The sequence below is a fragment of the Stenotrophomonas sp. STEN023 genome (assembly GCF_056760135.1).
This window is the reverse complement of sequence record NZ_JBRREF010000011.1, coordinates 11,375-33,204: the sequence shown is the minus strand read 5'-3', so window position 1 is coordinate 33,204 and position 21,830 is coordinate 11,375. Positions and strand designations below refer to the sequence as shown.

Below are 21,830 nucleotides of genomic sequence, written 5' to 3'. Positions count from 1 at the left end.
TCATGCCTCCGCCGAGCAAGATCGACCAACTGCCGGAAGACGTGCGCGCCGAGCTGGAGAGCCGGCTCGTCGCCAACGGTTTTGCCGGTTACGTGCAGCTGTCCGAATGGCTGGCCGAGCAAGGCTATGAGATCGGTAAGAGCGCCATCGGTGAGCGTGGCAAGCAGCTCAAGCGCAAGCTGGCCACGATCACCGCCAGCACCGAAGCCGCGCGCCTGATCGCCCGAGCAGCGCCCGACGACGCCGACGAGCGCAGCGGCGCGATCATCAGCCTGATCCAGACCGAGATCTTCGAGAGTCTGCTGTCGCTGGAAGAAGCGACCGAGGAAGACGATCCCGCCAAGCGCGTGGAGATCCTGGGCAAGGCGGCCAAGAACATCGCCACGCTGACGCGTGCCAGCGTGGCCCGGAACAAATGGAACATGGAGGTTCGCGCCAAGGTTGAGGCTGCCGCTGCCGCGGTTGATCAGATCGTCAACAACGGCGGGCTCACCGCCGAGGCCGCATCCACGCTGCGCGCCAAGATCCTGGGCATCGCCGCATGACCGACCAGGCGCGCGCACTGGTCCCGGATACCGCCAGCACCGACGTGCCGGCGGTACTGCTGCCGTACCAGCAGCGCTGGATTGCCGATCCGTCGCCGCTAAAGGTCTGCGAGAAGGGCCGGCGAACAGGCCTCACGTGGGCCGAAGCGGCAGACGACGTGCTGATCGCGGCCAGCTCCAAGGCGGCTGGGGGCCAGAACGTGTACTACCTGGGCACCGACAAGGAAATGACCGAGGAGTTCATCGGCGCCTGTGCCATGTGGGCCAAGGCTTTCAACCATGCCGCCAGTGCAATGGAAGAAGGCCTGTGGGATGAAGACGACGAAGACAAGCACATCAAGACCTTTACGATCCGGTTCCCCGGCAGTGGCCACAAGATCACCGCGCTGGCCAGCCGGCCGCGCAAGCTGCGCGGTCGCCAGGGCGTTCTGGTCGGAGATGAGTCCGCGTTCGTCGACGACCTGGGCGAGCTGATCAAGGCGGCGATCGCGTTCCTGATCTGGGGTGGCAAGGTGCGCCTGATCTCCACGCACGACGGCGCTGACAACCAGTTCAACGAGATCATCCAGGAGATCCGCGGCGGCAAGCGTGCCGGCACCGTCCACAAGGTCACCTTCATGGAAGCCGTGAAGGAAGGGCTGTACCGGCGCATCTGCCTGCGGCTGGGCCGTGAGTGGTCCGCCGAAGCCGAGCAGGAGTTCGTGGACGGCATCTACAAGACCTATGGCGAGGATTCCGAGGAAGAGCTGGACTGCGTGCCGAAGAACGGCGGCGGCGCCTACCTGTCGCGCGCCCTGATCGAATCACGCATGGATGCCGACACGCCGGTTCTGGAGCTGTCCCTGCCGGAAGGGTTCGAGATGTACGCCGAGCGCCTGCGCGTAGCCGAGGTCAATGCCTGGTTGATCGAGCATGTGCAGCCTTACCTGGACCGCTTGTCCGGCAATGCCGGCGCGATCCGCGGCATCTCCTATGGCTGGGACTTCGCCCGCCACGTCGACCTGTCGATCATGACCCCGCTGGTGGAGGACAAGGCACTTAACCGGCGCGTTCCCTTCGTGCTGGAGCTGCGCAAAGTTCCGTTCGAGCAGCAGAAACAGATCCTGTTCTATGTCGGCGACAGGCTGCCCCGGCTACGTGCTGGCGCGCACGACTCCACCGGCAACGGCATGTACCTTGGCGAAGTGGCGGCCCAGCGCTACGGCTCCCGGATTCACCAGGTGGCAATGACTGAGGGCGTCTACGCCGAGCACATGCCGAAGATGAAGGCCGACCTGCAGGACGGCACCCTGGGTGGATTGCCGCGCCGCTCGGACTGGATGGATGACCTGCGCGCAATCCAGATCATCAAGGGCGTGCCGAAGATCCCCGCGTTGCGCACCAACAGCAAGAGCGGTGGCAAGCGCCACGGCGATGGTGCTGTGTCGCTGATGCTGGCCAACAGCGTGGCCCGCACCGAGTACGCCCCTATCGAGTTTCAGTCCGCCGGCGCCCGCCCCAGCATGGGTGAGGCCATCGGCCGCGGCTTCGGTGATGACGGCTTCGGCACGATCCCTGGCGGCAATGATTTTGGAGGTTACCTATGAACCAGCCCCGCCCCGAACTCGGCCGCGAGATCGCCACCACCGAAGACGGCATCGATATCACCAGAGGCTTCACCGGCCCGCTGCTGCAGCCCTATGACAGCGTGCTGCGGGCGCGTGGCGGCGGAGACCTGCAGATCTACGAGCAGGTGTTCTCCGACCCCGAGGTCAAGTCCACGTTCGCCCAGCGCCAGCTGTCGGTCACCCAGTGCGAGTGGCAGGTGGATCCCGGCGGCGATCGGCCGATCGATATCCAGGCAGCGGACTACCTGCGCCAGCAGTTGCACGCGATCGGCTGGGACAACATCACCACCAAGATGCTGACTGGCGTGTTCTACGGGTATGCCGTGGCCGAGATCATTTACAAGGTGGATGGCGGACGGATCGGCATCGATGCGATTAAGGTGCGCAACCGTCGCCGGTTCCGCTATGGCAAGGAAGGCGACCTGCGGCTGCTGACAATGTCCAGCATGTTGGAGGGCGTGCCGGCCCCGGCACCATACTTCTGGAACTTCTGCACGGGCGCCGACAACGACGACGAGCCCTATGGTCTGGGCTTGGCGCACTGGCTGTACTGGCCGACGCTGTTCAAGCGCAACGGCATCAAGTTCTGGCTGATCTTCCTGGAGAAGTTCGGCATGCCCACCGCCGTGGGCAAATACGACACCAACGCCTCCGCACCGGAGCGCTCGCTGCTGCTGCAGGCTACTCGTGCCATCCAGGTGGACAGCGGCATCATCATGCCCAAGGAGATGGAGATCGAGCTGCTGGAAGCCGGCCGCAGCGGCACGGCTGACTACAAGGTGCTGCACGACACGATGGACGCGACGATCCAGAAGGTGGTGCTGGGACAAACGGCCAGCACCCAAGGCTCACCAGGGAAGCTCGGCAACGACAAGCTGCAGGCTGACGTGCGTGCGGACATCATCAAGGCCGATGCGGATCTGGTGTGCGAGTCCTTCAACACCGGCCCGGCGCGATGGCTGACCGAGTGGAATTTCCCCGGCGCGGCCATCCCTCGCGTGTTCCGCATCACCGAAGAGCCCGAGGATCTGGAGAGCCGCACCAAACGCGATGAAGGCATCAGCCGGCTGGGCTACAAGCCGACGCCTGGCTATATCAAGGACACCTATGGCGAAGGATGGGAGCCAACGACTCCAGCACCGGCCAGCGGTGGTGCGCCCTTGCTGCCGCCATCTGCGATCGCTGACGCCCGGTTTGCCGAGGTCGGCGCGACTGTGACCGAGCTGCTGCGGCGGCACTATCCAGGCTTCGCCGAAGCACCCGACCCGGCACCGGACATGGCCCGCCAGCTCGACCGCGATATCGGCCCGGCTGGCGACAAGTGGGTCGAGCAGCTGCGCGAGCTGGTCGAGAACGCGCAATCGCTGGATCAGCTGCGTGACGACGTGCTGGCATTGTCACCGGATATGGACCTGCAGGAATACGCCCAGGCGATGGCCCAGGCGATGACGGCAGCGCAACTGGCGGGCCGCTTCGATGCGAACCAGTCAAGCGGAGCCTGACGTATGGCCACCGTGGGCTACGGCACCGTTCCGTTCGCCGAGCAGATCGAGTTCTTCCGGCGCAAGCACAACGTCCTGACCGAAAGCTGGATGGACCTGTGGGAGTCCGAGCACGACACCTCCTTCGCGGTTGCCGGTGCCAACCGCGATGATCTGGTCGCAGACTTCGCCCGCGCGATCGAGAAGGCGGTAGCCGACGGTGCCACGCTGGAAGAGTTCCGGCGCGACTTCGACCGGATCGTTTCCACCTACGGCTGGGACTACAAGGGCGGCCGGAACTGGCGCTCGCGGGTGATCTACGAGACCAACCTGCGGCAGAGCTACAACGCCGGCCGCTGGAAGCAGCTGCAGGATCTGAAGAAGGTGCGCCCGTGGTGGCGCTACCGGCACAGTGATGCGGTTGAACATCCGCGCCCGGAGCATGAAGCGTGGGACGGCATGATCCTGCACTGCGACGACCCGTGGTGGCAGTTCTACTTCCCGGCCAACGGCTGGGGCTGCCAGTGCTACGTCGAAGCCCTCAGCGATCGCGACCTCAAGCGCCTGGGAAAGACCGGGCCGGACAAGGCGCCGCCGATCAACCTGCAGACGGTACTGGTGGGCAAGCGCAGCCCCGGTGGTCCTGTCGAAGTGGAGACGCCAGAGGGCATCGACCCCGGGTTTGCGTATGCACCAGGGCGCAGCCTCGGCGGCTGGCCAACGACTCGCGGCGGACCACAGACACCGCCCGCACTGCGCGATGGGCTGGAGCGTGCGCTGCAGACCGCGCTTCGCAAGAGCACCCGTCTACCGGCGGAAACCGCTGCGCAATCTGCCGCCCAGGCAATGACACCGGCCCGTGCGGCCGACGCCCTGCAGGCAGGCTTCACCGAGTGGCGGGCCGCAGCAGTTGCAGGCCGTGGCAACGTCGGCCAGTACCTGGTTGGCGCGATCGACCAGGGCGTGGTGCGGAAACTCGCGGCCGAGGCGGTCAAGCCACAGACCGCCGCAATCCTGATCGACTCGCCGGCCGTGCTGCAGCACCTGCCTGCAGCGGTGGCCACCAACCTGCCGGCCGCAATGCGTAGCCCGCTGGCGGTATTGCTGGACAAGGCCGCTGGCCTGTTGCGCTACGTGTTGTCCGGCGATGGACCGCGTCGCGCCGTCGTTGATGTCGGGATTCAGCAGGCACAGGCGGCGAATGGCATCAGCACCGCATCACTGGTGCCACTGGCTGATCTGCGCGGCGCTATCAGCGCGGGGCGACTGCAGCTGTTGGACGGGGCGGTGATCTGATGGCCGCCCGGATCGAGATCTCTAAAGACACCGCCACCCCGGCAATCCGCAAAGCCCACAATGCGCTGCGTGCCGACGGCCTGCGGCTGCTGCTTTCCGATATCGGCGAGTACTTGCTGCGCGCCACGCGCGATCGCGGCGCCCGCGAAGTCGCACCGGACGGCACGCCCTGGGCAGCACTGTCGCCGTCCTACAAGAAATACAAGGACCGAAAGCGCCCTGGCGTGCCGATGCTGCGGTTCGACTTCCACATGCAGGGCGACCAGCTCGCGCATCAGGTGGTGGGCGACACGCTGTTCGTCGGCACCAATGCCAAGTACGGCGCCATCCAGCAGTTCGGTGGTGATATCGATCGTCCCGCCCGTTCGACGCTGGCGTACTTCAAGCAGGAGCGTGATGGATCGGTGGGATCGAAGTTCGTACCGATGAAGCAATCGAACTTTGCGCAGTGGGTGACCGTGCCTGCGTACAAAATCCGGATGCCGGCACGTCCTTGGCTCGGGCTGTCGTCGGAGGACGAGCAGGAAGTGATCGCGATCGCTTCGGATCACATCAGTGGGCTGTTTTCAGAATGACGCATGAGGGCGCCTGTGCGGGCTTCTACGCCTCACGCGCCAGCGTCGCACGTCCGGCAGTACTTCTCGGTGTCTGACAGCGCGCTGAGGCGCGGACAGCGCCACTGACTGCGGTATCGTCTACCCGGCATCGCATGACGGCGGATTTTTACCCCGGCATCGCGCGCGCGGGTGGTCAAACGCTGTGAACTCTTTCAAATGACCTGAGTGGAACCGGCGCCGACGATGGCGCCATGAATAAACCCGCCGCCACTCTCGCCATCTTCAAGTCCGGCACGCACGTCGCCACCGACGGCAAGCCGTACACCTTCACCGATGCCGACCTTGCCGAGATCGTGGCGGGGTACAACCCGGAGTTGGCCGAAGCGCCGCTTGTGGTCGGGCACCCCAACATCGATGCACCGGCCTATGGCTGGGCGCGTTCGCTTGAAGTACGCGACGGCCTGCTCTATGCCGAGCCGCACCAGGTCGAGGCGCAGTTCGCCGAGCTGGTAAACGCCGGTCGCATGAAGAAGATCAGCGCCTCGATCTATCTGCCCGGCTCGCCCGGCAACCCGACGCCGGGCAAGCACTACCTGCGCCACATCGGCTTCTTGGGCGCGCAGCCGCCGGCAGTGAAGGGGTTGCCCACACCCAACTTCGCCGAGAACGATGGTTCGGTCGAGTTCTCCGGTCCGCTGACCAGCGTCGGCTATTCCCTCGTCGATCTGTTCCAGCGCATGCGCGACTGGTTCATTGAGCGCGACGGTGTCGAACAGGCCGACCGGATCATCCCGCAGTGGCAGATCCGCTCCATTGCCGAGCTGACCCTGCACGACGACTCGAGCACCGCCCAACACACCGCATTCGCGGCGTCTTCCGATGACAAAACAACGGAGTTTGAAATGTCCCAGCAAACTGCTGCCGCGCTCGCCACTCGCGAGCAGGAACTCAATGATCAGGCCACTGCCCTGGACCAGAGGGAAACGAAGCTCAAGGCCCGCGAAGCGGCCGACCTGCGCAAGGAAGTCACCAGCTTCGCCGAAGGCCTGGTTGATTCCGGCCAGCTGCTCCCGCGTGAGCAGGCTGCAGTTGTGGAGCTGCTTCTGGCTCTGCCTGCTGGCACTGCGCTGAACTTCTCCGAGAGTGAAGGCGCCGCTCCGGTCAACAAGCCGGCCAATGAGGTGCTGCGCGAGCTGCTCACTAGCCTGCCCAAGCGCGTGGACTTCTCCGAGAAGTCGGGCGCTGGTGACGCTCCGGCTGCGGTGAGTTTTGCCGCACCTCCGGGCGTCCTGGTCGATGCCGCTCGGGCGGATCTGCACCAGCGCGCTAAGACCTACGCGGCCACACACAACGTGTCCTTCCTCCAGGCCGTCCAGATGCTGGGCGGCTGAATCCAAACGGCCCAAGGCCAGGAGAACTCAAATGCAGAAGACCTCGCTCCTCACGCTGTCCATCCTCGCCACCGCCGTAATCACGGCGGAGCGCTTCATCACTGCAGCCGGTGCGCCCGCTGCCGCCGCCGCCAACGCAGTTGGCGTCGCGGACTCGAATGGTGCCATCGGTCAGCTGGTACCGACCTCGGTGTTGGGAACCGCCATCGTCGTAGCAGGTGGGGCGGTGGCCAAGAACGCCGCAGTGGAAGTTGGCACCGCAGGCAAGGCGGTCACCGCATCGGCCGGCAAGGTTGTCGCCCGTGCACTTACCGCCGCCACCGCAGATGGCGACCGCATCGAAGTGCTGTTGATTCCGAACTGATCACCGCTTCCGCGTGATCCGGCCGTCCCGCGATCGCGCGGGCCGGCACACCTGCTGACCTCGATCCTGCTCACCACCATTCAAGGAACCACCATGTCCCAGCAAACTGCTGCCCAGACCCGTGTTGTCGATCCGATTCTGTCGGAGCACGCTCGTGGCTATGTCCGTCCCGGCAATGTCGGCCACCTGTTGTTCCCGATCGCTCCGGTTCCGTCCTATGGCGGTCAGGTGATCGAGTTCGGCAAAGAGGCATTCCGCCTCTACAACACCCGCCGCGCTCCCGGCGCCAACACCAAGCGCATCGACCTCGGCTATGCCGGCAAGCCGTATGCCATCGTTCCGAACGCCATCGAGACCAAGGTCCCGCGCGAACTGATGGTGGACGCCTCCCAGGTGCCGGGTATCGACCTGGGCGCCAATGCGGTCAACGGCGGCATGGGCGTGCTGAAGCTGGAGCATGAGTACTCCTGCGCGCAGCTGGCCCGCAACACCGCCAACTACGACGCACAGCACCAGGTCACCCTGGTGGGTACCGACCGCTGGACCGGAAGCGCCAGCGACCCGACCGAGGATGTCGGCGCCGGCGCCGAGGCGATCCGGCGCTCCATCGGCGTGCGGCCCAACGTGGCCATCCTGTCGGCGACCGCCTTCGCCGCCCTGCAGTTCAACGCCAAGATCCTGGAGCGCATCAAGTACACCGGGCGCGACAGCGTGACCACGGACATTCTCGCCAAGCTGTGGAACATCAAGAACGTCTACGTGGGCGAAGCCGTGGTGGCCACCGGCCAGAACGATGACTTCGGCGATGTGTGGGGCGACGACGTGATCCTGGCCTACGTGGCTGATGGCGTGAAGACGGCCGACGGCCGTGTCCAGGGCAACTCGGCCGAGCCGAGCTACGGCTACACCTACGCGATCACCGGGATGCCGCTGGTGGAGAAGCCGTACTGGGATGCCAGTGCCAAGTCGTGGATCTACGGCACCAGCGATGACGCCAGCCCGGTTCTGTCGGGCATGACTGCTGGCTACCTGATCAAGAACGCAGGTGCAGCGGCGGCGTAAGCCAGCCCGTCAACCCTGATCTTTCGATCGGCGGCTTCGGCCGCCGATCGGTAGCAGCTTCCCAGGAGCATCCGCATGACCAAGTCCATCCTCGCTGTCGCACTGAGCCATGCAGTGCTGCAGCCATTCAAGTTCCAGGGCGTCACCCATCGACCGCCGGGTCCGGCAACTTTCACCCCCGAAGATGCTGCGCCGTTGATCGCTGCCGGTTTCTTGAGCGAAGTGTCCGCAGCTGATCAAGCTGCTGCTGACCAGGCTGCCGCTGACCAGGCCGCTGCTGACCAGGCTGCTGCTGACCAGGCTGCCGCTGACCAGGCCGCTGCTGACAAGGCTGCCGCCGACCAGGCTGCTGCTGACAAGGCCGCTGCCAACAAGGCAGCCGCCAAGAAGCAGGTGGGAAAGCCCGTCGGTAAGGGCGGGAAGTAAGCGCCCATGTACTGCACGCCCTCTCACCTTGCCGATGCCAAGCTCGCCCGCGAGCTGGCACAGGTGGCCACGCCGGAGCGCTTTCAGATCGTCGCCGACGATCTGATGGACGCCACCCTGCGTGGTGCCGATCGCAGCGCTTGGTTGCCTGAAGACGTGCTGGTTGCCGATGAGGCGCTGGCAGTCATTACCAACGCGCTGCTGGACGCGGAGGGCGTGATCAACGGTTACCTGGTCATGCGTAAGCCGGTGGCCTACGTGGTTCCCTTGGACCCGGTGCCGGGCATTGTCGCCACCTGGGCGCGCTGGATCGGCCGCTACCTGCTGCACAAGGACCGGGTCAACACGCAGGAGCGGACCGACCCGGTAGTGCGCGACTACCAGCAGGCCATCAAGTTTCTGGAGCTGACCCGCGACGGGAAGTTCAGCCTCGGCGTTGATGACCCGCTGCCGCCGCCCAGCGGTGGTTCGGTGGAATGGCAGGCGGATGAGCGCCAGTTCACCAGCGACACCTTGCGGGACTTCGGGCAATGAGCGCCGCTCCGTTCGACGTGCGCGGCATCCAGGCGCGGCTGAAAGAAACGACCGAGGTGCTGCGCTTGGTTCAAGGGTCGGCGGATTACATGGCGATCCGCAGCCTGCAGGACTTCCCTGCGCCGTGTGCCTATGTGGTGCTGGCCCGCGAGAAAGGCATCCCGAACCCGCCGGGCCATGCCGTGCCGGGCCAGCAGGCAGCGGTGCGCCAAGTGATGGTCGTGACCTTTGCCGTCGTGGTCGCAGTGCGCAATTACCGGGATGACCGCGGCACTGCCGTGACCGACGACCTCACCGCCGTGCTCAACGCCACGCGCGGCGCCCTGATCGGTTGGGTACCGCCGGGTCTGAAAGGTGCACGTGCATGCCAGCTGCTGCAGGGCGATATCCAGGACTACGACGCCGGCACTGTGTTGTGGGCCGACGTTTACCAAACACAACACTCCATCGGAGGAGCGCAAGCGTGAGCGAGAAGCTGCAGCAGAAGACAGTCGAGGTCACCCTCGCCAAGAACCACACCCATGCCGGCCAGGCCTACCAGGCCGGCGCAAAGATCAAGGTGACCGAGCCGGAGCGTGACTGGCTGGTTGCCAACCAGGTCGCCGAACCGGCGAAGGAGAAGTGATATGAGCGGCTCTCTGTTTTCCCTGCAGGGCTTCATTCGCCTGGGCGAGCTGGATTCCAACGGCAACATCGGCAAGCTGCGCTGGGTCGGCAACGTGCCCGAGGCCACGCTGGAGCTGGGCACCAGCAACACCGACAAGAACGAATCGTTCTCGGGCAAGCGCCTGCAGATCGGTCGTCTGGCCACCGGCACCACTGCCGCGCTGAACATGACCCTGGACTACTGGTCCGCGGCCAATCTGGCGATGGGCTTCCAGGCAACCGTTGCCGATATCGCCGCCGCGACGGTCACTGGCGAAACCTTCCCGAACGGGCTGGTTGCTGGGGATCTGGTGCGGCTGGATCACCCGTTTGCCAGCAACTTGGTCATCACCGACAGCACCGGCGCACCGGCAACGGTTGCTCCGGCGCACTATGGGCTGGTGGGCCACGGCGGCAACATCGTCGAGATCAAGGACGTCGCGACCTATACCCAGCCGTTCAAGGCGGCCTACAGCTACGAGGCGGCGCAGAACATCGTGCTTTTCTCCGCCCCTGGCAGGGTGCAGTTCCTGCAGTTCGATGGCATCAATACGGAGACCGAAGAGCCGGTCATCCTCGACCTGTGGCGCACCCGGTTCGATCCGGTCAGCAACCTGGGCCTGATCAATGCCGAGTACGGCAACCTGCCGCTCAGCGCCGCAGTGCTGTACGACACCCGCCGCGCCGCGGATCCGGTGCTGGGTGGCTTCGGCCGCATGCTGCAGAAGCAGGCCACCTGATGGCAAAGAAGGTTGCCAAACAGCCGGCAGCGGGGGCGCTCAGCAAGAGCGCCTCCGCAGGTGCCAAGGAGCTGGAGGTTCTTCATCCGGACCGCCAAGTGATCATCGCCGGCCGTGGCATCACGGTCCGCGAGTACGGCTTCATCGAAGGCGCCAAGCTGGCACCGCTGATCAAGCCGTTGACCGACGCCCTGCATGGCCTGATCGCCGACGCCGATGCACCACCGGGCTTCGACGCGATCGCCTTCGTCATCGCCGAGCACATTGATGCGGTGGTGCAGCTTGTCGCCGCCGCCGCCGATATCGAGCCGGAATGGATCACGGGCCTGAGCGACCAGGACGGCGACTTCCTGACGCAGGTCTGGTGGCAGACCAACGCGCATTTTTTCATTCGGCGGGTCCTGCGGAAGGCCGCGCAGGAAAAGGTGGCAAGGCAATTGGTTGGGGGCGCGTCTACGCAACCCTCATCCGCGCCGGCTACGGACGAACCCCCGCAGAACTAGGCCAGTTCACCTACCGGCAACTGATGTTGTTCCTCAAAGAAGAGGAACGCCGGGAGCGACACGCCCGACGTGATCGGGTGATCGATACGAATGCCGCCTTCGCTGGCGGGAAGCCCGCCGAAAGGCTGGTCAAAGCACTGGAGTAACCGCCCGTGGCGAAGAACAACGGCAACCTGGAACTCGCACTCAAGATCCGCGCCGATCTTGACCAGGCTGTCACCGCCCTGCGGCAGGTGGAAACCGGCCTCGATGGTATCGGCAAGAGTGGCAAAGCCGCCAAGGATTCGCTGTCCGGCATCGGCACCGATGCCAAGGGCGTAGCGGATATGGGCAAGGCCGCGGAGCAGGCGGCGACCGGTCTGCAGCGCGAAGCGGAAACCGCAGAACAGGCCACGAACCGCATCAAGCAGATGGTTCAGGCATCGCTGGAGTATCAGCGCGCCTTGGATCAGCAGCTGGCCTCCAGCCAGGCTGCATCCGATGCCACCAGCCGTGGCGCCAAGGCCACCGCTGAACAGGCTGCCGCTGCGCGCGAAGCCGTACAAGCGGCCTATGCCTCGCAGGCCGCGACGACGGCGCAGATCCAATCCATCACCGAGCTGCACGGCCGGGTGGAGCGCGGCGCCCGCTCGATGGAGGATCTGGCCGAGACCGAGCAGCTGCTCGATCGCGCTATCCGCGGCGGACTGGTCTCGGCTGAAGAGCAGTCCGAGATCTTCGACAAGCTCAACAAGCAGGAGAAAGGGCTGCTCGCTGACAAGGAGCGGATGGCGGCCACCCGTGCCAAGGAAGAGCGGCAGGTGCAGCAGCTGCTGCGCGCCTACGACCCGGCGTCCGCCGCCTTGGCTAAGTTGGAAGCCGACGAGAAGAAGCTCAAGGCCGCCGTCGATGCCGGCACGCTTTCGCGTGAGAAGGCCAACCGGGCGCTGGTGGGCATCGCTGCACAGCGCGCGCAGTGGCAGCAGCTGGATGCCGGGGTAGATGCGACCAGCCGCAAGATGGGTGACCTGAAGCTGACCGCACGCGAGATCCGCAGCAGTCTGGCCACGGTTGGCACCAACCTGGCCCAGGGGAACATTGCCGGCGCCGGCAACTCACTGTTGAGCCTTGGTAGTCGCGGGGCCGCCAGCATGGGCGCCTATGGCGTTGCGATCGGCGGCGTGGTGGCTGTCCTCGGACTGTTCGCCACCGCCGTGTGGAAGTCGCACCAGGAGAACAAGCAGCTGGAGATGTCGCTGATCGCCAGCGGCAACGCGGCCGGCACCACGGCCGGTCAGATGGCCAACATTCGCAACGCCACTGCCGCCGCCACCGGCGAGTACGGTAACGCGCAGAAGGCGGTCATTGCGCTGGCGAACTCAGGCAAGGTCGCCGCCGGGATGCTGGAGACCGCCACCGGTGCAGCTCTCGACCTGTCCGAGCTGACAGGCGACAGCATCGAGCAGACCACCCAGAAGATCATCGCCCTAGCCAAGGCGCCGAGCGCCCAGCTGCAGGAGCTGAACCAACAGTACAACTTCCTGACCCTGGAGGTGTACGAGCACGTCCAGGCACTGGAAGCGCAGGGGCGCCAGACCGAAGCCGCCGAGGCCGCGCTCGAGGCCTTTGCGAAGGTGCATGAGCAGCGGGTTCGGGAGGCCCGCGAGCGTGCCGGCTTCCTCGAACAAGCATGGATGGGCGTCAAGGGCGCAGTCTTGAGTGCCTGGCAAGCGATCAAGGACTTGGGCCGCAATGACGTGGACGCCCGCCTCAATCGCGCCCGCGAGGCACTGACGGAGATTCAGCGCCGGCAGAGCAGCTGGGGCTTCCGCGGGGACCAAGAACGCGCCGCCCGCGCCGAGCCAGGGATCCGCGCCCTGATCGCCTCGCTGGAAGCTGAGAAGGCCGCGCTTGAGGAGCGCGCTGCCGCCGACAAGAAGAACCAGGATATCCAGACCGCAGGCGTGAACGCCGCCAAGGCGCTGCAGGAGCAGCTTGATGCCGGCGCGCCGAAGGCCGAGAAGTACGCCAAGGCCGTGGCCGAGCTGGGGAAGAAGTTCCGCGATCTGCGTGCTGCGGCCGAGGCCGGCGACACCGACAGTCCACTGCTGACCGATGTGGTGTTCGATACGAAGGGCGGCATCAGCGGTGGTGCTTATGACAAGGCCATCAAGGCGCTGCAGGAGCAGTACAAGGAGCGCAAGCGAAAGCCTGCTAAGACCGACGAGCAAAAGGCAACCGAAGCCGCTCGGCGTGACCTGGAGAACCTGCAGAAGCAGGTGTCCATGTTGGACGATCTGGAGGAAGGCCAAACCAAGGCCGGTGAAGCCGCACGAATCCGCCACGAGATCGAACAAGGCGCCTATAAGGATGTCAGCGAGGCCCTGAAAAGTGAGCTGGTGGACTATGCGCAGCTGCTCGATGGCGAGCGTCAGCGTATCGATATGGCCAAGGAGATGGTCAACGTGCGCCTGGAGCTGGCGCGGCTGGAAGGTAAGGGTCCGGACGCCGAGCTGGCCAAGACCACCAGGGAACTGACCCGCCTGCAGCAGAAGCTGGAGAACATCGGTAAAACGAGCGAAGCCGCTGACGTGGCCAAGTTGCTCAATCTCACCAAGGCGAGCACGGAGTTAAAGGGGCTGCGCGAGACCTACGACCGCACGATGGGCCAGATTGGGCTCGAGCAGCAGCGTATCCAGGTGGAGCTGCAGTCCGGTCTGATCACCGAGGGCGAAGCCCAGCAAAGGATCGTTGATCTTTACAAGGACAAGCTGGTCACGCTCCGTGAGCTTGTGCCCCAGATGCGGGCTGCAGCAACTGCCCTGGGTGATCCAACCGCATTGGCTGCGGTGGAGCAGATCGACCTCAAGCTGAAGGAGATGGCCGAAACGACCAATCTGCTGCAGCAGAGCGTGCGGGACACCTTCCAGACGGCGTTCAAGGATGCCTTTATGTCGCTAGCCACGGCAGGCGGCGAGCTGGACGAGGTGGTCCGCAGCTTCTTCATGTCGATCGCAACGGGGCTGGCGGACTTCGCCGCCGAGCAGCTCTCGCAGCAGCTGGCCAACAAGGTCACCTCGATGCTGTTCGACAAGGGCGCGGACGTGGCCACCGAAGCAGCCGGTGCTGCGGCGACCCAGGCATCGGCCGTCGCGCTGTCCACCGCTGCCGGCGCGGTAACGGCTGGTGCCACCGCAGTGACTACCAGCGCCACGGCCTTGGGAGCGGGTGGTGCGAGTCTGATCACTGGCGCGGCGGCTGTCACTGCAGCTGCGGTCCAGATGCAGGCAGCTGCCACGGCGATGATGATTGCCAATGCCTCGGGTGCTGGATTCGCGGACGGTGGCTGGACCGGCCCGGGCAGCAAGTACCAGGTCGCCGGCCCCGTCCACGCCGGGGAGTTCGTGCATCGCCGTGAGGTGGTAAGTCAGCCGGGCGCGCTGCCTTTCTTGTGGGACTTCAACCGTCGCGGCATGGCTGCCCTCCGCGACTGGTGGACGGGCTACGCAGAGGGCGGGCTGGTCACTCCGCCGTCAATTTCGGCCGGCCCGAGCTACAGCATGGCCGCGCCGACCATTTCTGTGCCGCCGGCGGCCAATCGCATGCGCGTGTATCTGTTGCAGGACGAAGACCAGCTCGCGCAACGCCTCTCCCAGCATCCCTCGATGGAAAAGGCTGTTGTGGCCATCGCTGGCCAGAACGGCCAGGCCATCCAGGCGGAGTGGTGAACATGGCGGTCGCTACCTACACGCCCCCAATCTGGCCGGTAACGCCAGACTGGACCAATGGCATCAGTGAAGCTCTGGAATGGGCCACGGGGGTGCTGCAATCAGACGCCACGGCCTTGACCCGGCACACCGCGCTGCGGCTGCGTCCACGCCGATCGTTCTCCTTCCGCATCGTGTCCGGTGCGCAGGAACGGCGCATCGCGGCGATGCTGGTTGCGGGACACAGTGGCACCTGGTTGCTCCCGATCTGGCCTGACGTCCAATGTCTGATCGCGCCGGTGGCATCCGGTGACCTGCTGATTCCGTGCTCGACCCTGGGCCGTGATTTTGCCGCAGGCGGAAAAGCACTCATCTACCAAGACGTGGCTACGTGGCAGGTAGTGGACGTCGACGTCGTGGCGAGTAGTCACATCCAACTGGCCGCTGGTGCTGCAGCTGCCCCAATGGGGGCGCGCCTGTACCCGCTGCGCCGTGCCCGTCTCAATGGTAGTGCTCAGGAGACCCTTCTGAACGATGACGTCAGCAACCGGACGCTGACCTTCGACATTTCGGAGTCGTGCGATTGGCCAACGCTGAGTGGGGCCGGCCTCTATCGGGGCCACCTGGTACTCGATGTCCGGCCCGACGAAAGCACCGACCCCGAATGCTCCGTGGAACGGTCGCTGCTGGGCGTGGACTACGGCACGGCGCTGCCGTTCGTCCACGACCTGGCACGCGTAGGCCTGCGTACCCAGCAGAGCCACTGGAAACTTTTTGGCCGCGCAGAACACACTTGGTTCCGCTCGCTGCTCTACACCCTGGCAGGCCGGTCGATGCCCATGTGGGTGCCCAGTTGGACCGCAGACCTGCTGGCAGTGGGGAACATTCCCGGTGGCAGTAAGCAGCTGACGGTCGAATGGGCCGGTTACACGCTTCACGGCCTCGATATCCCGAATCGCGCCGACGTGCGCATCGAGCTGCGCGACGGTACGGTGCTTTATCGCCGTATCACCGGTGCCACGGCAGCCGGCAATACCGAGATGTTGATGCTGGATCAGTCGCTGGCCAGCACCACCCTGGCCGCATCGCAGATCAGGGTGATCTCCTTCATCGCTCTGTGCGTTGGTGCTAGTGACAAGATCGATATCGAGCATGTGACGGACGCTGATGGCGTCGCCACAGCCACCCTGGGGTGGCAAGCGGTGGTGCCCGATGTTGCCTGACCGTTTCGGCCGCAAGCCGGTCCACCTGTTCGTTTTCACCCGCCAACACCTGGTCTGGCGGTATTGCACGGCCGATCACGACATCGAGGTCGACGGCAAGGTTTATCTGTCCGCGCAGATCGAACGCAGCGCGATCAAGCAGACGATCGAGCGGGCAAAGGACAAGCTGACCATCAAAATCGCGTACCTGCTCGATCCGGCCGCGCCTGAGTACCCGGTGACCCAGCCGCTGGGTGACAACTGGTATCCCTACTCACCGCAGGACACGATCGGTGTTGTGTGCATGGAGTTCGATGTTGGCCCCGGGGCTGTACCGAACGTGGAATGGATTGGGGTGGTTATCCAGCCTAGGTTCGGCGATGCGGAAATTGAGCTGACCTGCGAGCCAGGCAATGGCTACAACCGCGCCCGTGGTCAGGGGGCTTGCTGGCAGCGCACCTGTGGGAAGACGCCGTACTCCACCGGCCTGCGCGGCTGCAATCTGGATCGTACCGTTCTGCAGGTGAGCGGCGAGCTGTCAGCTGCGTCCAGCCAGTGGCTGTCGGCGCCAGCCTTTGCAGATTCCGCGTTCACGCTGGCCGGCGGCTTCCTCACCTGGACGGCCGTAAACGGCTTGCTGATACGCCGTGAAGTGGCAGCGCACGAACAAGGGAGCACGCAGCTGGTGCTGGTGCCGGGCGGCCCCAACCCTGCCACAGGCGATGCCGTGTTCGCACTGCCGACTTGCCCGCGTACCTGGCAGGCCTGCGACGCGCGCAGCAACACCGACAACTACGGCGGCAGCCTGTTCAAGCCGGTTAAGAACCCTGTTGATGGAGTGAGCATGTCATGGGGCTGATGCCTGCTGTCCACCCGCTTCGCAAGAAGGCCAAAGTGATGATCTGGCGGCTGCGCCACTGGTGGCTGGATACGCCGTCGGGCGAGGCCGCGCAGAAGTACGTTTTCGCGTTCTCGGTGCTGGCGAGCGTTGCTCAGTTTGTCCGCCTGGCAGTTATGGCACTGGCACCGGCCGCACCGGCCAAGCCGATTCAAGCGGTGTGGCCGGTGTGGGTTATCCAGCTGATCATCATGGTCGTTGTGGCAGCTATCTCCTACGCCATGCGGCCCAAGCCAGAAACGCCAAAGCCGGTGGCTGGCGAGGCGCCGACCGTTGAGGATGGGCAAAGCGTGAAGCACCACTTCGGTACGGTATGGGTGAACGATGAGTTCATCCTCGCTTGGAAAGTCACCGGCACCGTGCCGATCAAGTCGAAGGGCGGGAAGAAGTGATGGCAGAGCTGACCGTCACTACCGCCCACCTGCGCAGCATTCCGGGCTTCGGCAGGAAGCCTGGCTTCTGTGCCGCCGGTGCGCGGGCCTTCTTCATGACGCACGGGCTGAACTACCAGGCATTCGCTCGCGAAGGCATCCCGGCATCGAAGCTGGAAGCAACTGGCGATGGTTTGGCCCTGGCGCTGGTCGCTTGGGCGCGCGAATGTGAGGCCAGCAATGGGCGGTAAGAGCAAGAGCGCCACTGTTGGTTACTGGTACGAGGTGGCTTTCCACAGCGGCCTCGGCATTGGCCCGATCGACGCTTACCTGGAATTCAGGGGCGGCGACAAGGCCGCATGGCGCGGCGAGGCCACGCACAGCCAGACGATTCATATCAACGCGCCAACCCTGTGGGGCGGCGAGAAAGACCAAGGCGGCATCGTCGGCTCGGTCGACCTGATGTTCGGTGAAGCCACACAACAGCCCAACAGCCGCCTGTCGGGAATCTTCGGGCCGCAGCAGCCCGCCTGGCGCGGGTTCGCGACGCTCGCCTTCGCAGGCAAGTACGGGGCTATGAACCCGTACCCGCAGAAAGCCAGTCACAAGATCCGCAAGATCCGCGAAGGCTGGGACGGCGAGTGCTGGTATCCAGGCAAAGCCGCGATCCCGATGCCGACCTGCAGCGGCGCGGACCCGTACATCCACGTCACCAGCACGCCGTACCCCCAGGAAGCTGCATCAGGCGTGGCGCCGTCGTTTGCGCTCCAGGACGTGACCATGCGCGACCTGCTCAGATATGCAGGCGACTACGACGCGAGCGCGGGGATGGCGTTTGCATTTGAGCCCGCGACGCTGCGTCCGCCTGTCGCCGAAGTGCAGCCGGTGCGCGACGACGTAGCGGTCGCCTTTATGTTCGAGGCATTGACGCTGAGGGAGCCGATCAACCAACTCGGCACGTACAGCGACGCGGCCGTCATGTCCATCGCGTTCGATCCCGCCGTGCTCCGCGTAGCCGTCGTCCCCATCGACCAATCGCCCAGCCCCGAGAAAGCAGCCATTTCATTCACTCTAGAAGAGGCGACCCTCTATGTACCCTGATGACGAAAAGCACCGCATCGACCTTGGCTTCGGCATCGAGGGTCGCTTCATCATTGAGAAGTTCCGCGGCGACCTGTGTACCTATGCCGGTGCGGAAACAAAGAACCTGTTCTTGATCAACGCGCTTAACCAGATGGCGTCGAACACCTCGCTCGCCAGCGGCATGGACATCAATGGCGTGATCTTCGGCGCCGGCAACTCCGAGCCTGCAGAAGGTCAGGCCGGCCTCGATAGCCGGATTGGAACCAGCGGCGCCTACACCCTCGTATCCTCGGACAAGGTGATCAACACCGATGCGCGGCCGCCCTATGTCGAGTTCACGTCGGTGTTCCAGAGCGCAGAGGGGGCTGTAGTCGGCAACATCGCCGAGCTGGCGCTCGTGAACGGCACGGGTGCGGTCCCGACTCGAATTCTGACCCGAGCGCTAGTGAAGGACAGCAGTGGCAACCCGACGGTTGTTCCCACGCTCTCCGATGAATTCGTCAGGGTCACCTATAAGCGGCGGTACTACGGCATTTGGGGGCTCACCGGTGAGCTGATCGTCAACACGCCGACCGGCCCGCTCACCTTCGGTTATGAAGTGCGCGCGGTGGCGATGAACGGCGACTATGCGTGGGGAAAGCAGCGCGAGTTTCCATCGGGTCGCCTGGCTGTTGGCGCCGGTAGTGGCAACTATGAGCAAGGCATCGGCTGCTGCGTTAGTGCGGCATCTTCCTTCACCGCGGTCGATGCCAACGTCAAAATGTCATCGACGGCGAGCAATCGCTTCACCGTCAAGAGTACAGACCCCTATGTGGCCGGGTCCAAGCGAAGCCGCCAGGTGCTCCAACTGCCGCTCTTGAACGGCAACATCGCGTCACCGGGTATTCGTTCGCTGATCATCGGCCACGGCGACGTGGCCAACGCTTACAGCCTCCAGATGGTGCATCAGGTGCTGTTGAGCGGCGCGTTCGAGAAGCTGTCGAGCCAGGTGCTCGAGCTCCCGGTTGTTACCGTGCTGGGGAACGTATAGTGCTGCCACAGGAGCACCTGTCGTCGTCGCCGGTACGCGGCAGCTGGATCAATCCCTACACCGGCCAGCTGGGGGTTTCGCAGCATTGGGGGCCGGTCGCCCTGCAGGATCCCTCGCAGGGGCTGCTCGTGCGGTTGTGGACCGCGCGGGCTGACGGCGGCCAAGTATTGATCGCGGCCGAGGGCGTACCGGAGACCGTGCTGTTCACGCACTCGGCCGTGGTCAAGGCGCTGTCGCTGACCTTCAATCAGAACGGCGACGCCAACCTGATCGTGATCGATGCCGACGGCGCGACCTGGCTGCGCTGGTATGACCCTGCGCTCCCCGGCATGACGACCACGGCGCTGCCCGCCGACCACGTCCATCCGCGCCTAACCTTCGACGACGCTCGCCAGTTCAACGTGGGCGCTTCTGACGTGATCCTGTCCTACGTCCGCGACGGCGTGCTGCGGTATCGCCTACAGCGCGAGCGTTTCACGGTCGAGCACACCCCGCCCGTGGGCGTGGGCGGCTCGCCGATGGCGGTCGGGCAGAAGCCGCTGCTGCACGTGAGCATGACGTCGAAGATGCGCCTGCAGTGGACGTTCCTCAATACCGACAACTGGGCCATGAACCCTGCGCATGCGCTCTATTACGCGCGCACGCACTCGGAGATTGGCCGGGAGCCGGTCGGGAGTATCAATGAGGCCAGCTACCGCGCCGCCGCCGACAAGCTGTTCGACGAAGGCTTTGGGATCTGCACTTCATTTGAGCCGGCGTCGGAGAGCCTGGAGGAGTTTGAGCAGCGCATCTGCAACCTGATTGGCGGTAGCGTCAGCCGGAGCCTCATCGACGGACAGTACTACCTGGACCTGGCGCGGGGTGACTACGACCTGGACAGCCTGCCGATCATCACCGACGACGACATTCTGTCCTTCTCGGCGCAGCCTTCCGTGGTGGATGGCGCGATCAACAGCGTCAGCGTGAAATATTTCGACCCGTGCCGGAAGGAGGATGTCACCACGCCACCAGTCCAGGCCCTGGGCCTTATCGACTCCTTCGGCGTGATTCACCAGACGGCCAGCTATCCGGAGATTCCCAGCAGCGGGCTGGCATTGATCGTCGCCGCGCGTGACCTGCGCAACACTGTTACGCCCACAATCGCCTTTGAGCTGACATGCATGCCGGAAGCGGTGCGGGCGCTGCGCCCGAACCGTTACTTCAGGCTGCAATCCAAAAAGCGCCGTATTGCCGATATGGTTTGCCTGTTGGGTGAGAAGCAGGCTGGCACGCTCAGAAGCGGTGCGGTAAAGATCACGGCAACACAGGACATCTACAGCCTGCCGCAGACCTCGTTCGTCGCAGTGGAAAGCGGCATTGATACCAGCCCCGACCCGACGCCCTATCCCATTACCGCCCAGGCAGCGATGGAAGCGCCCTACATCGAGCTGGTGCAGCGCCTGGATCGGGCCAATCTCGACGCGTTGCCCGCCGACGTGGGCTATCTGCTTGCGATGGCCGATCAGCCAGCGCAGGGTGGCCAGAACTATGGGCTGGCGGTGGCGTCCGCCGGTGCCGGCTACGTGGTGGAGATGGCGGGCGATTGGTGCCCCGTGGCCGTCGTTGCCGGCGATCCCCTGGGTGATGTCGTGGTTGCCGGCGAAACCGTGATTCCGGTTGCTGGCATGGGGCGCGCCAGCCAGGTCACGCTGGGAGCCGCAGCACTGTGGGACTGGGAGATTGTCCGCATCGATGCGATCGATACGGTGGCGGGCACGGTCACAGTTGGGCGTGGCTGTGCCGACACGGTCCCGATGGACCACGCCGCCGGCAGCCGGATCTGGGTATATGACGAGGCGGCCAGCAGCAACATGACCGAATACACGGAAGGCGAGGTCATCGAAGTCAAGCTGTTGACCAGTACGGCCGTTGCCCAGCTTAACCCTGACGATGCCGTGGCCATGTCGGTTGAGTTCGCTAAGCGCGCAGTGCGGCCGTACCCGCCGGCGGCGGTGACGTTCAACGGCGAGGCCTGGCCATCGGCGCTGACCGGGCAGGTGGATGTGGCCTGGGCCCACCGCGACCGAAAGGCCCAGGCGGATCAGCTGGTCGACCAGACCGTGGCCAGCATCGGCCCTGAGCCGGGCACGACTTACACCGTCCGATGGATCCTCGACAGCATCGAGGTCCATGCCGAGACTGGGATTGTAGGCACCGCCAGCAGCTACTCCCCGACGGCGGCAGGAACGCTGCGCATCGAGATTCAGAGCCAGCGCGACGGGCTGGACAGCCTGCAGGTGTACCAGCACACCGCCGAGTACACCCCCACACCGTAGGGCACCAATCAGGGCGACGGGCGGGCACTTGCCGGTGCCAACCCGCCGCCGTTACACACGCGATCAGCCGCGTGGCATTGGCCGAGACCCTGAC

General features: G+C 64.8%; 22 protein-coding genes. All 22 read left to right on the top strand.

What is annotated here, in order from left to right:
• Window positions 1-2: 2 nt before the first annotated feature.
• Window positions 3-545, top strand: coding sequence for a DUF3486 family protein (locus tag ACVOLV_RS04810; RefSeq protein ID WP_481553402.1), 543 nt, complete (start codon window positions 3-5; stop codon window positions 543-545).
• On the top strand, window positions 542-2,131 hold the full coding sequence (locus tag ACVOLV_RS04805; protein WP_481553401.1) for a hypothetical protein: 1,590 nt from the start codon (window positions 542-544) through the stop codon (window positions 2,129-2,131). The genes ACVOLV_RS04810 and ACVOLV_RS04805 overlap by 4 nt, the downstream gene beginning before the upstream one ends.
• Complete coding sequence (locus ACVOLV_RS04800) at window positions 2,128-3,654, top strand: DUF935 domain-containing protein (RefSeq protein ID WP_481553400.1); 1,527 nt, start codon at window positions 2,128-2,130, stop codon at window positions 3,652-3,654. Before ACVOLV_RS04805 ends, ACVOLV_RS04800 begins: the two co-directional genes overlap by 4 nt.
• Window positions 3,655-3,657: 3 nt before the next feature.
• Entirely contained in the window at window positions 3,658-4,929 is a 1,272-nt protein-coding gene (locus tag ACVOLV_RS04795) for a phage head morphogenesis protein (RefSeq protein WP_481553399.1), read from the top strand.
• A complete protein-coding gene (locus ACVOLV_RS04790) occupies window positions 4,929-5,504 on the top strand; it encodes a phage virion morphogenesis protein (protein WP_481553398.1) in 576 nt (191 codons plus the stop codon). The genes ACVOLV_RS04795 and ACVOLV_RS04790 overlap by 1 nt, the downstream gene beginning before the upstream one ends.
• 233 nt (window positions 5,505-5,737) lie before the next feature.
• The gene (locus ACVOLV_RS04785) at window positions 5,738-6,877 is read left to right on the top strand and encodes a hypothetical protein (protein WP_481553397.1); all 1,140 of its coding nucleotides are present in this window, start codon (window positions 5,738-5,740) and stop codon (window positions 6,875-6,877) included.
• 31 nt (window positions 6,878-6,908) lie between these two features.
• Window positions 6,909-7,241, top strand: a complete 333-nt coding sequence (locus tag ACVOLV_RS04780; RefSeq protein ID WP_481553396.1) for a capsid cement protein — start codon at window positions 6,909-6,911, stop codon at window positions 7,239-7,241.
• Between the two features lie 93 nt (window positions 7,242-7,334).
• On the top strand, window positions 7,335-8,303 hold the full coding sequence (locus tag ACVOLV_RS04775; protein ID WP_481553395.1) for a major capsid protein: 969 nt from the start codon (window positions 7,335-7,337) through the stop codon (window positions 8,301-8,303).
• A gap of 75 nt (window positions 8,304-8,378) precedes the next feature.
• Window positions 8,379-8,729: a hypothetical protein gene (locus tag ACVOLV_RS04770; protein ID WP_481553394.1), complete on the top strand. Its 351-nt coding sequence runs from the start codon at window positions 8,379-8,381 to the stop codon at window positions 8,727-8,729.
• Window positions 8,730-8,735: 6 nt separating this feature from the next.
• Window positions 8,736-9,263 carry a gp436 family protein gene (locus ACVOLV_RS04765; RefSeq protein WP_481553393.1) on the top strand — a complete coding sequence of 176 codons (528 nt, stop codon included), beginning with the start codon at window positions 8,736-8,738 and terminating at the stop codon, window positions 9,261-9,263.
• Complete coding sequence (locus tag ACVOLV_RS04760) at window positions 9,260-9,730, top strand: phage tail terminator protein (RefSeq protein ID WP_481553392.1); 471 nt, start codon at window positions 9,260-9,262, stop codon at window positions 9,728-9,730. The genes ACVOLV_RS04765 and ACVOLV_RS04760 overlap by 4 nt, the downstream gene beginning before the upstream one ends.
• Window positions 9,727-9,888: a DUF7210 family protein gene (locus ACVOLV_RS04755; RefSeq protein WP_481553391.1), complete on the top strand. Its 162-nt coding sequence runs from the start codon at window positions 9,727-9,729 to the stop codon at window positions 9,886-9,888. Before ACVOLV_RS04760 ends, ACVOLV_RS04755 begins: the two co-directional genes overlap by 4 nt.
• Before the next feature lies 1 nt (window position 9,889).
• Complete coding sequence (locus ACVOLV_RS04750; protein WP_481553390.1) at window positions 9,890-10,648, top strand: phage tail tube protein; 759 nt, start codon at window positions 9,890-9,892, stop codon at window positions 10,646-10,648.
• Window positions 10,648-11,151 (top strand): DUF6631 family protein, encoded by a 504-nt coding sequence (locus ACVOLV_RS04745; RefSeq protein WP_481553389.1) that lies wholly within the window; start codon window positions 10,648-10,650, stop codon window positions 11,149-11,151. The genes ACVOLV_RS04750 and ACVOLV_RS04745 overlap by 1 nt, the downstream gene beginning before the upstream one ends.
• Before the next feature lie 152 nt (window positions 11,152-11,303).
• Window positions 11,304-14,858 carry a phage tail length tape measure family protein gene (locus tag ACVOLV_RS04740; RefSeq protein WP_481553388.1) on the top strand — a complete coding sequence of 1,185 codons (3,555 nt, stop codon included), beginning with the start codon at window positions 11,304-11,306 and terminating at the stop codon, window positions 14,856-14,858.
• 2 nt (window positions 14,859-14,860) lie between these two features.
• A complete protein-coding gene (locus ACVOLV_RS04735) occupies window positions 14,861-16,060 on the top strand; it encodes a hypothetical protein (protein ID WP_481553387.1) in 1,200 nt (399 codons plus the stop codon).
• Window positions 16,050-16,898 carry a phage BR0599 family protein gene (locus ACVOLV_RS04730; RefSeq protein ID WP_481553386.1) on the top strand — a complete coding sequence of 283 codons (849 nt, stop codon included), beginning with the start codon at window positions 16,050-16,052 and terminating at the stop codon, window positions 16,896-16,898. The genes ACVOLV_RS04735 and ACVOLV_RS04730 overlap by 11 nt, the downstream gene beginning before the upstream one ends.
• Entirely contained in the window at window positions 16,889-17,329 is a 441-nt protein-coding gene (locus ACVOLV_RS04725) for a hypothetical protein (RefSeq protein ID WP_481553385.1), read from the top strand. The genes ACVOLV_RS04730 and ACVOLV_RS04725 overlap by 10 nt, the downstream gene beginning before the upstream one ends.
• Window positions 17,329-17,559 carry a hypothetical protein gene (locus ACVOLV_RS04720; protein ID WP_481553384.1) on the top strand — a complete coding sequence of 77 codons (231 nt, stop codon included), beginning with the start codon at window positions 17,329-17,331 and terminating at the stop codon, window positions 17,557-17,559. The genes ACVOLV_RS04725 and ACVOLV_RS04720 overlap by 1 nt, the downstream gene beginning before the upstream one ends.
• Window positions 17,549-18,409 (top strand): hypothetical protein, encoded by an 861-nt coding sequence (locus ACVOLV_RS04715; protein WP_481553383.1) that lies wholly within the window; start codon window positions 17,549-17,551, stop codon window positions 18,407-18,409. The genes ACVOLV_RS04720 and ACVOLV_RS04715 overlap by 11 nt, the downstream gene beginning before the upstream one ends.
• Window positions 18,399-19,421, top strand: a complete 1,023-nt coding sequence (locus ACVOLV_RS04710) for a hypothetical protein (RefSeq protein WP_481553382.1) — start codon at window positions 18,399-18,401, stop codon at window positions 19,419-19,421. The genes ACVOLV_RS04715 and ACVOLV_RS04710 overlap by 11 nt, the downstream gene beginning before the upstream one ends.
• On the top strand, window positions 19,421-21,736 hold the full coding sequence (locus ACVOLV_RS04705) for a phage tail protein (RefSeq protein ID WP_481553381.1): 2,316 nt from the start codon (window positions 19,421-19,423) through the stop codon (window positions 21,734-21,736). The genes ACVOLV_RS04710 and ACVOLV_RS04705 overlap by 1 nt, the downstream gene beginning before the upstream one ends.
• The last annotated feature ends 94 nt before the right edge of the window (window positions 21,737-21,830 follow it).